Source organism: Bacteroides sp. AM10-21B (assembly GCF_003472565.1).
In the GTDB taxonomy this organism is placed as follows: domain Bacteria; phylum Bacteroidota; class Bacteroidia; order Bacteroidales; family Bacteroidaceae; genus Bacteroides; species Bacteroides propionicigenes.
This window is the reverse complement of record NZ_QRME01000001.1, coordinates 432,074-445,753: the sequence shown is the minus strand read 5'-3', so window position 1 is coordinate 445,753 and position 13,680 is coordinate 432,074. Positions and strand designations below refer to the sequence as shown.

The 13,680-nt window shown below is 46.9% G+C and carries 11 protein-coding genes; 4 read left to right on the top strand and 7 right to left on the bottom strand.

The window, feature by feature from the left end; genetic code table 11:
* Positions 1-12 precede the first annotated feature (12 nt).
* Positions 13-699, bottom strand: a complete 687-nt coding sequence (locus DW121_RS01670; RefSeq protein ID WP_117711028.1) for a hypothetical protein — start codon at positions 697-699, stop codon at positions 13-15.
* Positions 700-794: 95 nt separating this feature from the next.
* Here DW121_RS01670 and DW121_RS01665 point away from each other — a divergent pair, with 95 nt between their 5' ends.
* Positions 795-2,258 (top strand): ATP-dependent RecD-like DNA helicase, encoded by a 1,464-nt coding sequence (locus tag DW121_RS01665; RefSeq protein ID WP_118322895.1) that lies wholly within the window; start codon positions 795-797, stop codon positions 2,256-2,258.
* 68 nt (positions 2,259-2,326) lie between these two features.
* Here the strand turns inward: DW121_RS01665 and alaS are convergent, their stop codons facing one another.
* On the bottom strand, positions 2,327-4,948 hold the full coding sequence (gene alaS / locus DW121_RS01660; protein WP_117711030.1) for an alanine--tRNA ligase: 2,622 nt from the start codon (positions 4,946-4,948) through the stop codon (positions 2,327-2,329).
* 102 nt (positions 4,949-5,050) lie between these two features.
* Between alaS and DW121_RS01655 the strand changes: the two genes are divergently transcribed.
* The gene (locus DW121_RS01655) at positions 5,051-6,019 is read left to right on the top strand and encodes a M23 family metallopeptidase (RefSeq protein ID WP_117711031.1); all 969 of its coding nucleotides are present in this window, start codon (positions 5,051-5,053) and stop codon (positions 6,017-6,019) included.
* A 33-nt stretch (positions 6,020-6,052) separates the two neighbouring features.
* On the top strand, positions 6,053-6,445 hold the full coding sequence (locus tag DW121_RS01650; protein ID WP_117711032.1) for a MerR family transcriptional regulator: 393 nt from the start codon (positions 6,053-6,055) through the stop codon (positions 6,443-6,445).
* Positions 6,446-6,448: 3 nt separating this feature from the next.
* Here the strand turns inward: DW121_RS01650 and DW121_RS01645 are convergent, their stop codons facing one another.
* The 5 genes from DW121_RS01645 to DW121_RS01625 form a co-directional block, all read right to left on the bottom strand.
* A complete protein-coding gene (locus DW121_RS01645) occupies positions 6,449-8,707 on the bottom strand; it encodes a RelA/SpoT family protein (RefSeq protein WP_117711033.1) in 2,259 nt (752 codons plus the stop codon).
* A gap of 73 nt (positions 8,708-8,780) precedes the next feature.
* On the bottom strand, positions 8,781-10,079 hold the full coding sequence (locus DW121_RS01640; protein ID WP_187119992.1) for a lytic transglycosylase domain-containing protein: 1,299 nt from the start codon (positions 10,077-10,079) through the stop codon (positions 8,781-8,783).
* A gap of 44 nt (positions 10,080-10,123) precedes the next feature.
* Complete coding sequence (locus DW121_RS01635; protein WP_117711035.1) at positions 10,124-10,915, bottom strand: DUF5683 domain-containing protein; 792 nt, start codon at positions 10,913-10,915, stop codon at positions 10,124-10,126.
* Positions 10,912-11,802, bottom strand: coding sequence for a ParB/RepB/Spo0J family partition protein (locus tag DW121_RS01630; RefSeq protein ID WP_117711036.1), 891 nt, complete (start codon positions 11,800-11,802; stop codon positions 10,912-10,914). Before DW121_RS01630 ends, DW121_RS01635 begins: the two co-directional genes overlap by 4 nt.
* A gap of 53 nt (positions 11,803-11,855) precedes the next feature.
* The gene (locus DW121_RS01625; RefSeq protein ID WP_004289088.1) at positions 11,856-12,623 is read right to left on the bottom strand and encodes a ParA family protein; all 768 of its coding nucleotides are present in this window, start codon (positions 12,621-12,623) and stop codon (positions 11,856-11,858) included.
* Positions 12,624-12,996: 373 nt separating this feature from the next.
* On the opposite strand from DW121_RS01625, the gene DW121_RS15785 reads away from it, so the two are divergent.
* Positions 12,997-13,680 (top strand): AAA family ATPase (locus tag DW121_RS15785; RefSeq protein ID WP_233555759.1); only part of this gene is annotated, 684 nt, incomplete at its 3' end.

Below are 13,680 nucleotides of genomic sequence, written 5' to 3'. Positions count from 1 at the left end.
TGTGTCGGTGGATTATTCCCAGTTACCGGCGTTGTTGTTAGCTGTTTCCAAGCTACCAATCATCAAGCCGGAGTATTTGCCCAACTTAGTCTGAAGGTCTTTCAAGTTAGCAATTTCCTGCTTGTCCAGACCATTCAAATATACATCGTACGGAGTCTTAACTTCGAGCAGACAGAAAGGAGCGCCGGATTTAGCGGTATCGTTGCGGATTGCCATTTCAAATTGTGCACCATTTCCGAAAGGAACGTATCTCATAGAATCTGCATTGAAACCTTTCGGGAAGATAGTATCCAATACAGCTACCCACATAGTATCACGTTTGAAGTTTTCCAAGCCCCATTTTTTAACTTCTGAGTAGTTACCGGTTTTCTTGGCTTTATTGATGATGTTGATAGCTTTCTTTTCTGTCAAACCGTCTTCCAACTGCTTGTCATCCAATTCGCCTTGTTTGAAGATGAACGGAAGCTTTTGGTTCTTTACGAACTCAATCAACGTATCGAAGCTGGCTGTGTATTGCTGGTCGTGCAAACCGCGATATTCCAACTGTGCTTTACGAATGTCAATCAGACGTGCAATGACTGCTGCGTCTCTGTGCTTCTTGGCTTTTTCAAAGTTTATAGGACCCATGATACTGGCATAGCAGATATAAACTAAGACCAGAGCACATAAGCCTAAAACGATATTAAATACTGTTTTCATGATAAATATGTTTTTTAGTTGTTATATTCGCACCGCAAAAATAAAAGAAATAAATTTAAAAACGACAGTTCCCGTTACTTTTTTCTATTACAAAAATGATAAATAACTATTTAGAAAGGCAAATTAAGGAAAATTTTCCTTACCAACCAACTTCGGAGCAGGAAATTGCAATAAAATCTTTGTCTGAGTTCCTTCTGTCGCCCCGTAACGAGGAGGCTTTTCTGCTTCGTGGTTATGCCGGAACGGGTAAGACGTCGTTGGTTGGCGCTTTGGTTAAAACACTGGACAAGTTGCAACAAAGGGTGATATTGTTGGCTCCAACGGGGCGGGCGGCAAAAGTTTTTTTCGCTTACGCAGGACATCCGGCGTTTACAATTCATAAAAAAATCTATAGACAGCAATCTTTTTCTAACGAGACAAGTAACTTCTCTGTGAACGATAATTTGACAACTCATACTTTGTATATCGTGGATGAAGCATCGATGATTTCCAATGAGGGATTATCGGGAGCATCATTCGGCACGGGACGTTTGTTGGACGATTTGGTGCAGTTTGTCTATTCCGGTATGGGATGCCGTCTTTTGCTGATGGGTGATACGGCACAGCTTCCGCCGGTGGGGGAAGAACAAAGTCCGGCTCTTTTTGCCGATGCGTTGAAAGGGTACGGACTGGAGGTGCAGGAAGTGGATCTGACACAAGTTGTCCGTCAGGAGCAACAGTCGGGAATATTGTGGAATGCTACTCGTTTGCGGCAACTGATAGCCGAAGCTGTGTATGAGACATTACCGAAAATAAAGGTGACGGGCTTTGCGGATATTAAAGTGCTGCCGGGCAATGAGTTGATTGATATGCTTGAAACGTGCTACGACCATGACGGGGAGGACGAAACAATTGTGATATGCCGTTCCAACAAACGGGCAAATATTTACAATAACGGCATCCGTGCCCAAATTCTTTGGAGGGAGGATGAACTGAACACGGGAGACTTGCTGATGGTTGCGAAAAATAATTATTTCTGGACGGAACAACTTCAGGCGGATATGCTGCGAAACGGGGAGAAGAAGGAAGCGGTGGCGCAAGTTCCGGACTTTATTGCCAATGGTGAAACGGCCGTAGTGCGTCGGGTGCGCCGTACTCGCGAGTTGTATGGCTTCCGTTTTGCTGATGTAACCTTGTCATTTCCGGATTATAATGATTTTGAGTTGGAAGTGAATCTCTTGCTCGATACTTTGCATAGCGATGCCCCCGCATTGCCGAAAGCGGATAATGACCGGTTGTTTTATACAGTCCTTGAAGATTATGCGGATGTAACAGTGAAGCGTGACCGGATGAAGAAGATGAAGGCAGACCCGTACTACAATGCCTTGCAAGTGAAATATGCCTATGCCGTGACTTGCCATAAAGCGCAGGGCGGGCAGTGGAAGAATGTTTTCCTTGACCAGGGATATATGACGGACGAGTATCTGACACCCGATTATTTCCGATGGCTGTATACGGCCTTTACCCGTGCTACGGGAACGTTGTATTTGGTGAATTATCCAAAAGAACAGATTGAATGAATAAAGAAACTCCGTTTCAGCAAGCAAAGCCGAAACGGAGTTCTTATTATAGTGGTTGAAGTGGTTGTTTAGATATTTGCCAGTTCCAACACTTTATCCACCGCAGCATTCAGCCCGTCTGGGTTCTTGCCGCCGGCAGTTGCGAAGTGAGGTTGACCACCGCCACCGCCTTGTATCAGTTTGGCGGCCTCTTTCACGAGATTACCGGCTTTCAGACCGCCGGCTACAAGATTGTCGCTTAGCATTACTGTCAGCATCGGTTTGCCTTCAAATACGGTTCCCGCAACGAAGAAGAGATTTTCCGTGATTTCTCCGCGTAGTTGGAAAGCGATGTTCTTAACCGTGTCGGCGGGTATCATGGCTGCACAGAACTTGATAACTTTCACACCGTTTATTTCTTGGATGTTCTGCAAAAGTTTCTCTTTCAGCTGTGCTTCTTTTTCTTTCATGAAGTCTTCCACCTGTTTCTTCAAACCTGCATTTTCTTCGATGTATTTGCGGATTGCACCGGACAAGTCGGGAGCATTGTTGAAGAGCGCTTTCAAATCGCGCATTGTATCTTGGAATGTATCGAGCATTTCTTCTACGCGGGCTCCGGTATAGGCTTCGATGCGACGGACACCGGCAGCAACGGAACTTTCGGATACGATCTTTATCATTCCGATATTTCCGGTGGCGGCTACGTGTGTACCACCGCAGAATTCAATGGAAGAACCGAACTGGATAACACGTACGTGGTCGCCGTACTTCTCGCCGAATAAGGCGATAGCGCCCAATTCTTTGGCTTCTTCGATAGGAATGTTGCGGTATTCCTTCAGAGGAATATTGGCGCGTATCTTGGCATTTACGATGTGCTCTACCTGACGGATTTCTTCATCTGTTACTTTTTGGAAGTGAGAGAAGTCGAAACGTAAGGATTCCGGACTAACCAAAGAGCCTTTCTGTTCAACGTGGTCGCCCAATACTTCGCGCAATGCGGCATCCAGCAAGTGGGTGGCAGAGTGGTTGGCGGCACAGGCGGCGCGTTTGTCTGTGTCTACACAAGCCATAAGCGGAGCTTCCGGATGTTCGGGCAACTTTTTGGTGATATGGATAGGAAGGTTGTTTTCTTTCTTTGTATCAATAACTTCAATTGTCTCGAATTCGTTAACCAACACACCGGTATCACCTACCTGACCACCGCTTTCGGCGTAGAACGGAGTCTTATCCAGAACAATCTGGTATAGGGTCTGGTTCTTCTGCTTTATCTGCCGGTAGCGCAGAATGGATGTTTCGTACTCTGTATAGTCGTAACCTACGAACTCGGTAGCGCCTTCTTGCAGAGTAATCCAGTCTCCGGTTTCTACAGCGGCGGCATTACGTGCACGCTGTTTTTGCTGCTGCATTTCGGCATCGAATTCTTTGATGTCGGCTGTCATGCCGTTCTCGCGGAGAATAAGTTCCGTAAGGTCGAGGGGGAAACCGAAAGTATCATAAAGCGTAAAGGCGTCTTTACCGCTGATTTCGGTCTTACCGGCGGCTTTGGTATCTGCCATAGTCTTATCCAGCAAACGTATGCCTGTCTCCAATGTGCGAAGGAAGGAATCCTCTTCTTCTTTAATCACTTTGGCAATCAGTTCTTTCTGTGCATTCAGTTCGGGATATGCACCGCCCATATTCTCAATCAATACAGGCAGTAGCTTGTACATGAAAGCCTGTTTCTGTCCGAGGAATGTATAACCGTAGCGCACTGCGCGGCGAAGAATGCGGCGGATTACGTAACCTGCCTTGGCATTACTCGGCAGCTGGCCGTCGGTGATGGAGAAGGCAATCGTACGGATGTGGTCGGCAATTACGCGCATGGCGATGTCCTGTTGTTCGTTTTTGCCGTATGTGGTTCCTGCCATATTGCCGATAGCTTTCAATATCGGTTGGAAAACGTCGGTGTCATAGTTGGAAGTCTTTCCTTGCAGTGTACGTACCAGACGTTCAAAGCCCATGCCGGTATCAATTACCTTGGCGGGAAGTCCTTCAAGGCTGCCGTCCGCCTTGCGGTTGAACTGCATGAATACGAGGTTCCAGATTTCGATAACTTGCGGGTGGTCTTTGTTTACCAATTGCGAACCGGGCACTTTGGCTTTTTCTTCTTCCGAGCGTGAATCCACGTGGATTTCCGAACACGGGCCGCAAGGGCCTGTATCGCCCATTTCCCAAAAGTTATCATGCTTGTTTCCGTTGAGGATATGGTCTTTCGGCAAGAATTGTTCCCAGTAGGAAGCGGCTTCATTATCACGTTCCAAACCTTCTTCGGGGCTGCCTTCGAATACGGTTGCGTAGAGGTCTTTCGGGTCAAGCTTCAGCACGTCTACCAAGTATTCCCATGCCCAAGAGATGGCTTCTTTCTTGAAGTAGTCGCCAAACGACCAGTTGCCCAACATCTCGAACATAGTGTGATGATAGGTATCGTGACCCACTTCTTCCAAGTCATTGTGCTTTCCGCTGACGCGAAGGCACTTCTGTGAGTCCGCTACTCTCTTATATTTCGCCGGGTGGTTACCCAAAATGATATCTTTAAACTGGTTCATCCCTGCGTTGGTAAACATCAACGTGGGGTCATCTTTAATCACCATCGGAGCCGAAGGCACAATTTGGTGACCTTTACTTTCGAAGAAACTCTTGAATGAGTCTCTGATTTCATTTGCAGTCAACATACTTCTTATTTTATAGTAAATCTTATAATTCTTGAAAAAACTGTGCAAAGATAGCTTGTTTTTCGTATTTTTGTGGCATTGATAATGAATTATTTACTCTCAATGCGCAAAGTTTACTACATTTATAATCCACGGACACAGACTTATGACCGGATTTATCCTACCGTTCGGCAACGGGCGTTGAGCATCTTGCGTCGGTTGTTTTTCGGCATGGGCTTGGGAGCCGGCAGTTTTATCCTGCTATTGCTGATTTTCGGTTCACCGTCCGAGAAGGAACTGCGGAAAGAAAACAGCCAACTTAAAGCGCAGTATAATGTCCTTTCGCGAAGAATGGACGAGGCTATGGGGGTATTGCAGGATGTACAGCAACGTGACGACAATCTGTATCGCGTAATATTTCAGGCCGACCCGATTCCGTCGGCTATCCGTAAAGCGGGATATGGCGGTACAAACCGTTATGAACATCTGATGGATATGGCTAATTCTGACTTGGTGGTAAACACTACGCAGAAGATGGATATGCTTACGAAACAGCTCTATATTCAATCCCGTTCGTTCGATGATGTGGTGGAGATGTGTAAGAACCATGATGAAATGTTGCGTTGCATCCCTGCCATCCAGCCTATATCAAATAAGGATTTACGTAAGACTGCTTCCGGTTACGGAACACGCATCGACCCTATTTACGGAACTACCAAGTTTCATGCAGGAATGGACTTCTCGGCCCATCCGGGAACGGAAGTATATGCCACAGGCGATGGTAAGGTGGTGAAGATGGGATGGGAAACCGGTTACGGCAATACCATTATCATAGACCACGGTTTCGGTTATCAGACTTGGTATGCCCATCTGCAGGGTTTCCGTACGCAGCTTGGCAAGCGGGTAGTGCGGGGTGAGGTTATCGGCGAAGTAGGCAGCACCGGCAAAAGTACGGGTCCTCATTTGCATTATGAGGTACATGTAAAGGGACAGGTGGTGAATCCTGTAAACTATTATTTTATGGATTTGAGCGCCGAAGATTACGACCGTATGATACAGATTGCGGCCAATCATGGTAAAGTGCTCGATTAATGGATTGTATAACGACTAATTGATAGTGCCGCCATGCTGAATACCGATAAAGAACTGAAACTGTATTACTCCATTAGCGAGGTTGCGAAGATGTTTGATGTCAACGAATCCTTGCTTCGTTTCTGGGAGAAAGAATTTCCGCAACTCAACCCCAAGAAAGGGGGGCGGGGGATACGCCAATACCGTAAGGAGGATATTGAAACAGTGAAGCTGATTTATCACTTAGTGAAGGAGCGCGGAATGACATTGCCCGGCGCGCGCCAGCGCATGAAAGACAATAAAGAAGCCACTCTCCGGAATTTTGAAATCGTAGAGCGGCTGAAGGGTATTCGTGAAGAACTTATCGGAATGAAAGAATCACTCGACGCCTTTACCTACGAAGATGTAGAGGCGTTGAAGGAGAACCTTGCAAAAGAGCGCCTGTGAGAATCATCCTTCTATTCTTGTCACTTGCTTGATGTTCTGTATCAGTTTTAAGTTGTTACAGATGCTGCGTACATCATCCACGTCATGTACATAAAGTTGAATCTTGCCTTCGAAAATACCGTCGGTTGTTTCAATGGTCAGCTTGCGGATATTGACGTTCAGCTGGCGAGAGATAACTTGCGTCACTTCGTTCAGTAATCCCATGCAGTCAATGCCTTTCAGGTAGATGGTGACGAGGAATGAAAGCTCCTTGTGCGTGTCCCATTCGGTGGCGATGATACGATTGCCGTAGCTGCTCTTGAGGCGTGCCGCCACGGGACACTGGCGTTTGTGGATAATTATCCGGTTCTGTTCGTCTATGTATCCCAGTACGTCGTCACCGGGAATGGGATGGCAGCAGTCCGCCATGATATAGTTTTTCTGGATAGTTTCTTCCGTCAGCTTTAATATCTGCTTCGTATTGATTTTTTCTTGCGGAGCTTTCTCTTCGGGTTGTTCCTTGGCTTCTTTGTTGTCTTTGTTGCCGAAAGAGAAAGTCAGGAATTTCTTCCAGTTGGTACTTTGTTTCTCTTTGAACGCATTCCTGTCCGCATCTCCCAATACGAGTTTCCGGCTGCCTACGGCAACGAACAATTCGTCGCGGGTGTGGAAATTATGCAGGCGGGTGAGTTTGTCCAATGCTTCATCATTCATGCGGATATCCTCATTCTTGAAGAAGTCGGCAAGGATAACCTCGCCTTCTTTCTGGTGAGCCTTTGCTTCCTTGCGCAGGATAGAGGCAATCTTGGCGCGGGCGCGGGCGGTAGTGGCATACACTTCCCATTCCGGTTGCACACGTTGCGACTTGGATGTCAGGATTTCCACCTGGTCGCCGCTCTGCAGTTTATGGCTGAGGGGGACGAGCTTGTGATTCACCTTGGCGCCGATGCAGTGGCTGCCGATGTCTGTGTGCAGGGAGAACGCAAAATCCAGCGCCGTAGAGTTTTGCGGCATTGTCTTGATTTCGCCTTTTGGGGTGAACACAAATATTTCCGAAGCAAAAAGGTTTAGTTTGATGGTGTCCAAAAAATCAATGGCATCCGGTTGGGGGTCATCGAGTATCTCTTTGATGGTACGCAGCCATTTGTCCAATTCACCTTCGTCTTCGCTGCCGCCACCTTCTTTGTATTTCCAATGGGCGGCAAAGCCTTGCTCGGCAACGTCGTTCATGCGTTCACTGCGAATCTGGACTTCAATCCATTGTCCGTTGTTGCCCATAAGGGTGACGTGCAAGGCTTGGTAACCATTTGCTTTCGGATGGCTCACCCAGTCGCGCAGGCGGTCGGGATGCGGTTTGTATATTTTGGATATGGATACATAGATGTCAAAGCAGTCATTCAGTTCTTCCTCCATGTTGCGGGGCTCGAAGATGATGCGTACGGCAAGCAGGTCGTAGATTTCCTCAAACGGCACGTGCTTTGTCTGCATCTTGTTCCAGATGGAGTAAATGGATTTGATGCGGGCAAGAATACGGTATTTCAGCCCCATTTTGTCCAGTTGGGCACGTATCGGGGCGGTAAATTCTTTGAAAACCTTGTCACGTTCTACTGCTGTTGCCGCAAGTTTTTCCTCTATTTCGTGGTATTCTTCCGGATGTTCGTATCGGAAACTCAGGTTTTCCAACTCTGTCTTTATCTTGTATAAGCCCAACCGGTTGGCAAGCGGCGCATAGATATACAGTGTTTCGCCGGCTATTTTGAACTGCTTGTTGGGCAGCATGGATCCGAGGGTACGCATATTGTGCAGTCGGTCGGCTATCTTGATAAGAATAACGCGAATATCATCGGACATGGTAAGCAGCAACTTCTTGAAGTTTTCTGCCTGTGCCGAGGCGCGGTCGCCGAAGATACCTCCTGATATTTTGGTAAGCCCGTCAACAATCTGGGCAATCTTGGGGCCGAAGATGTTTTCTATATCCTCAACGGTATAGTCGGTATCTTCCACTACGTCATGCAGCAGGGCGGAACAGATGGAAGTGGAACCAAGCCCTATCTCGTTGCAGACAATCTTTGCAACGGCGATGGGGTGCATGATGTAAGGTTCACCCGAACGACGCTTGATTCCCTTATGCGCTTGGTTGGCAAAATTGAATGCCTTGGTTATAATTTCTATACGCTTGCGGTGTTTGGTTGCCAAATAGTCGTTCAACAGTTCTTGGAATGCCTGTTCAATCATTTCTTCTTCGGCTTTCTCTTTCTCCTTCTGGCTTACGCTCTCTTCCATATACTGTTTCTCCTTTCTTCTTCACTTTTTGCAAAAATAAGCAATTTTCAACACCGGGCAAGCATTTATGTATTTATTTGTAAATCTTCAGTCTCTTTCCTGCATTGATTTTTGTGCTGCTCAATCCATTCCAGCTTTTTATCTGATTGACGGTGACGCCATATTTGCGGGCGATGGTCGACAAAGTTTCGCCGCTACGTATCTTGTGGTAGGTTGCGTTGCCTTGTGAAGAGCTTTTTCCTTTGCTGCTGCGTACCTTGCTGCGATTGTCTGCAACGGAAACCGTTCTGCGGTTCTTAAACAGTTCTGCGCTGCGGTGGGCGTAAATAGTATCTTGGCTGTCAATAAAAGTACTGATGTAGTTTATCGGCAGGCGGAGCGTTTGAGGTTTGCTGTCTCCCGGAATAATACTTTTTTTATATTGGGGATTCAGGCTCTTGACTTCATCTATGTTGATGCCGCAAATATCCGTGATTTGCTCGAAGTGCAAATTGCGGTTCACCTGTATGGTGTCCGTAGCATCCGGAATATTGGTTTCCATCGGGCAGATGTTGTGTTTGCAATAATAAGTCATTACGTAGTTGGCGGCTATAAAGGCGGGCACATATCCCCGTGTTTCTTTGGGCAGATAATTGTATATTTCCCAATAATCTGTCTTGCCGCCTGCGCGACGAATGGCTTTGTTGATTGTGCCGGGACCGCAGTTGTAAGCGGCGATTACCAAATTCCAGTCTTGGTAAATGGCGTACATATCTTTTAGGTAGCGTGCGGCGGCCCACGTTGCTTTTATCGGGTCGCGGCGCTCGTCTACAAGGCTGTTGCTCTCCAAACCGTATATCTTGCCTGTGTTCAGCATGAACTGCCATAAACCGGAAGCTCCTGCACGGGAGATAGCTGAGGGATTGAGGGCCGATTCAATAATCGGCAGGTATTTCAGTTCCAGCGGCAGGCCGTATGTGTCGAGCGCTTCTTCGAAGATAGGCATATAGAAATTACAGGCGCTTAGCATGAAGGCTACTTGGTTGCGGAGGCGTCCTGTGTACATATCGATGAATTTGCGTACGATTTCATTGTACGGCATCTCCATGATGGTCGGCATACGTGAGAGCCGATCGATGTATATCGAGTCGCTGAATTCCGGATTTACGGTAGAGGTGCTGCAATCTTTTCCTAAATCGATGTAGTTTTTTGCCTTCCAGTCATTTAGCAGGCTGTCTACGGGGTAAGTCATGCTCTTGGGCAGGTCTATGACTTCCCGGCGTTCCGTTCCGTTTTCATGAATAATTACGTCTACGCTCTCTTGGGCATACGCCTGCGGAGCAGCAAGCAATACGCTGAACAGAAGTGAGGAACCTATGATTATTCTTTTCATGTATGTGGGTTTATTTGTCATGGATAAATCTGTTTTATTTGTTTTTAAAAGCGGAAGCTGCACTGCAATCCAACGGAGCGGTTGGACGAGTTGCTCATTTGGTTGTTGATGACGGTCGGCTCTACCTTCATGCTGAGGTCGGGGCTGATGTCGAAGTTGGACAACTCGGCGTCTACGTAAGCATCTATGACGGACAGCAGGTACACCCCGATAAATGCAAAGATGCTTAAGTCGCGGTATCTGCGGTAAGTGTCTTTTCGTTTGCGCAACAATTCCTTCAGCTGGGTCTCGGAGATGCTATATCCGGGTGGCAGCAAGTCGGTGATACTGCTGGATTGCATATTGCCGTTCATTGCGTCCTTGTATGCGTTGGAGTAGTCTTTGTACATCTTGCCATTCCACGTCAGGGCATAAGCGCATCCGGCAAAACCACCGTAAAATATAGGCAGTTTCCAGTATTTCCGGTTATAGATTTGTCCGCCGCCGGGAATCACAAGCGCCAGCCAAGTTGCTTTTGTTGGGTTGGGAACCCATACTTTCCGGTTTATTTCTCTTTTGAGGCTGTCGGTCGGTACTTCCTGCTCTTTCAAAGTAGGGGAAGAGGTCATTTCCAACAGTTTCTTTTTATTCTCGGCTGCAATGCTGTCGACGGTGGCGATGCTGTCTGCCGAAGTAACGGTTTGTCGTACGGAGTTGAGGGAGTCCGTCTGCTGCCTGTGTATTCTTTTTGAGGCAGCACGCGGACGGTTCTGGCCATACATAGCAATCCCTGCCGTCTGTATGAAGCAGAGCAGCAGGGCGATACTGATTTGATATATTCTTCTTCTTTTCGTCATTTATTTTTCAGCGTATCAAGAATGCCGATGATACGTTCCAATTCTTCTTCGTTACTGAACGGGATACTGATTTTGCCTTTTCCTTTTTCAGAGCAGGTCAGCTGTACTTTGGTACTGAAGAAACCGGAAAGCTGTTTCTTCAGCATATTGAATTCCTCAGGCAGTTTGGCGCGTTTGGGGGCAATCTTCCGGCCGCCGCTTTTCACGGCTTCGCCCTCGTTCAATGATTTTACGATTTCCTCTACTTTGCGGACGGAATAGCCCTGTTCGAGTATTTCCTCAAAAATCTTCACTTGCAGTTTGGGGTCGCCCAGTGTTATCAGTGCGCGGGCGTGTCCCATATCTATCTGCTTGTTTTGCAGTCCCATCTGGATGGGAGCCGGCAATTTGAGCAGGCGCAGGTAGTTGGCGATGGTGGTACGTTTCTTGCCTATGCGTTCGCTCAGGCGTTCTTGGGTCAGTCCGTATTGCTCCAACAGGTGTTGGTAGGCAAGCGCAATTTCCACAGAGTTCAGGTCTTCTCGCTGTATGTTCTCGATGAGCGCCATTTCCATGACATTCTCGTCATCGGCAGTACGGATGTAGGCGGGGATGCTCGTCAGTCCGGCTATTTGTGAAGCGCGGAAGCGGCGTTCGCCGGCAATAATCTGATATTCGTCATCGGATAGCTTGCGCAGGGTGATAGGCTGGATGATGCCAATCTCTGCAATAGAATCGGCAAGCTCCTGCAGCGCTGTTTGGTCGAACTCGCGGCGGGGCTGATTGGGGTTGACGGCAATCTTCGACAATTCTATTTCATTGATAGAGGAAGAACCTTCGGTCTGCACCTCATCCATAGAGAGCAAGGCGTCCAGCCCACGTCCTAATGCATTTCTTTTCTGTGCCATCTATTTATTACTGTTTTACGATTTACTATTTGCTTTCTTGCCATACGGGCGTTTTACTTCTCGTTGTGGCTGATTAATTCTTTTGCCAGTGCGATGTGGTTTTTGGCTCCGGTGGAGTCTGCATCGTACAGGATGGTGGGCAATCCGTAGCTGGGCGCTTCGCTCAGTTTTACATTGCGTTGGATAACGGTGCTGAACACCAGTTCTTGGAAGTGGCGTTTTACTTCATCGTATATCTGGTTGGCTTGTCGCAGGCGCGAATCGTACATGGTCAGCAGGAATCCTTCGATTTCGAGTGCGGGGTTCAGCTTGGACTTGATGATTTTGATGGTGTTCAGCAGCTTGCTGATGCCTTCCAGTGCAAAGTATTCGGCCTGCACGGGGATGATGACCGAGTCGGCGGCCGTAAGCGCATTGATTGTAATCAGCCCTAATGACGGAGAGCAATCTATCAAGATATAATCAAACTCTTCTTTTAGCGGGGCAAGCACTTCTTTCAGTATCTTTTCCCGGTTTTTGAGGTTGAGCATTTCTATTTCGGCACCTACCAGATTGATGTGGGAGGAAATAACCTTCAATGTATCAATCTCTGTGTCGTGGATAGCGTCGCGCACATTGGCACGGTCTATAATGCATTCATAGATAGTACATTCTGCCTGCTTGATGTCTACGCCCAACCCGGATGAGGCGTTTGCCTGAGGGTCTGCGTCTACAACAAGAACTTTCTTTTCAAGTGTGGCGAGAGAAGCTGCAAGATTAATGGTCGTTGTTGTTTTTCCTACACCACCTTTTTGATTTGCCAAAGCAATTATTTTTCCCATAATTTCAATGTTTATTGGCAGCGAAATAAGTGATAATTCCGAATAGCACCTACTAAAAAAGAGAAAGATTGCAAAAACGGTTGAAAAGTCGCCTGTTTTGTTAATAACTCCGGGGCGTTTATTTCAGCTCTTCCTGCGAAAGTACGCTAAAGTACTCTTTCTCCATGTTAGCGGGCAAATATACGTATTTATCTTGAAATGAAGCTGTTTTTTTGTCTCACTTGCGTAAGATTAAGATTTATTTCAATGCGCCGGCAGCTTTGCGGGTTGTTCTGTGCGGCTGAAATTTTAATAGCTGTTTAGGGTGGTTGATGCAGTTTTTTTGTACCTTTGCTTTATAATGTGCGTAAAGGTTATAGTAAATCATAAGAATATGGGCAACAAAATCTATCCTATCGGTATTCAGAACTTTGAGAGTCTTCGCAAAGACGGATATTTCTACATTGATAAAACCGCATTGGTTTATCAGTTGGTGAAGACGGGACGTTACTACTTCCTCAGCCGTCCGCGCCGCTTCGGCAAGAGTTTGCTCATATCTACCCTCGAGGCTTATTTCCAAGGGAAGAAGGAACTGTTTACCGGTTTGGCTATTGAGAAGCTGGAGAAAGACTGGATACAATATCCCATATTGCATCTGGATTTGAATATCGAAAGGTATGATACACCTGAAAGTTTAGGTAATATACTGGAGAAGAACCTTGCCGAATGGGAGAAACTTTATGGGGCTGAAATTTCTGAACGTACGTTTTCCTTGCGTTTTGCCGGAATCATTAAGCGTGCTTGCGAACAGACGGGGCAGCGTGTTGTAATCCTTGTGGATGAATACGACAAACCTATGTTGCAGGCCATCGGCAATCAGGAGTTGCAGAAGGAATACCGCAATGCGCTGAAACCTTTCTACGGAGTACTGAAGACCATGGACGGTTGTATCAAGTTTGCCTTGCTGACGGGTGTCACCAAGTTTGGCAAGGTCAGCGTGTTCAGTGACCTGAACAATCTGAATGACCTTTCAATGTGGAACAAGTACATTGATATTTGCGGAATCAGCGACAAGGAG

Coding starts and splice junctions, on each gene's coding strand:
- DW121_RS01665 (WP_118322895.1), top strand. CDS start 795: ATGATAAATAACTATTTAGAAAGGCAAATTAAGGAAAATTTTCCTTAC.
- DW121_RS01655 (WP_117711031.1), top strand. CDS start 5,051: ATGCGCAAAGTTTACTACATTTATAATCCACGGACACAGACTTATGAC.
- DW121_RS01625 (WP_004289088.1), bottom strand. CDS start 12,623: ATGGGAAAAATAATTGCTTTGGCAAATCAAAAAGGTGGTGTAGGAAAA.
- DW121_RS01645 (WP_117711033.1), bottom strand. CDS start 8,707: ATGGAAGAGAGCGTAAGCCAGAAGGAGAAAGAGAAAGCCGAAGAAGAA.
- DW121_RS01635 (WP_117711035.1), bottom strand. CDS start 10,915: ATGACGAAAAGAAGAAGAATATATCAAATCAGTATCGCCCTGCTGCTC.
- alaS (WP_117711030.1), bottom strand. CDS start 4,948: ATGTTGACTGCAAATGAAATCAGAGACTCATTCAAGAGTTTCTTCGAA.
- DW121_RS01630 (WP_117711036.1), bottom strand. CDS start 11,802: ATGGCACAGAAAAGAAATGCATTAGGACGTGGGCTGGACGCCTTGCTC.
- DW121_RS01640 (WP_187119992.1), bottom strand. CDS start 10,079: ATGAAAAGAATAATCATAGGTTCCTCACTTCTGTTCAGCGTATTGCTT.
- DW121_RS01650 (WP_117711032.1), top strand. CDS start 6,053: ATGCTGAATACCGATAAAGAACTGAAACTGTATTACTCCATTAGCGAG.
- DW121_RS01670 (WP_117711028.1), bottom strand. CDS start 699: ATGAAAACAGTATTTAATATCGTTTTAGGCTTATGTGCTCTGGTCTTA.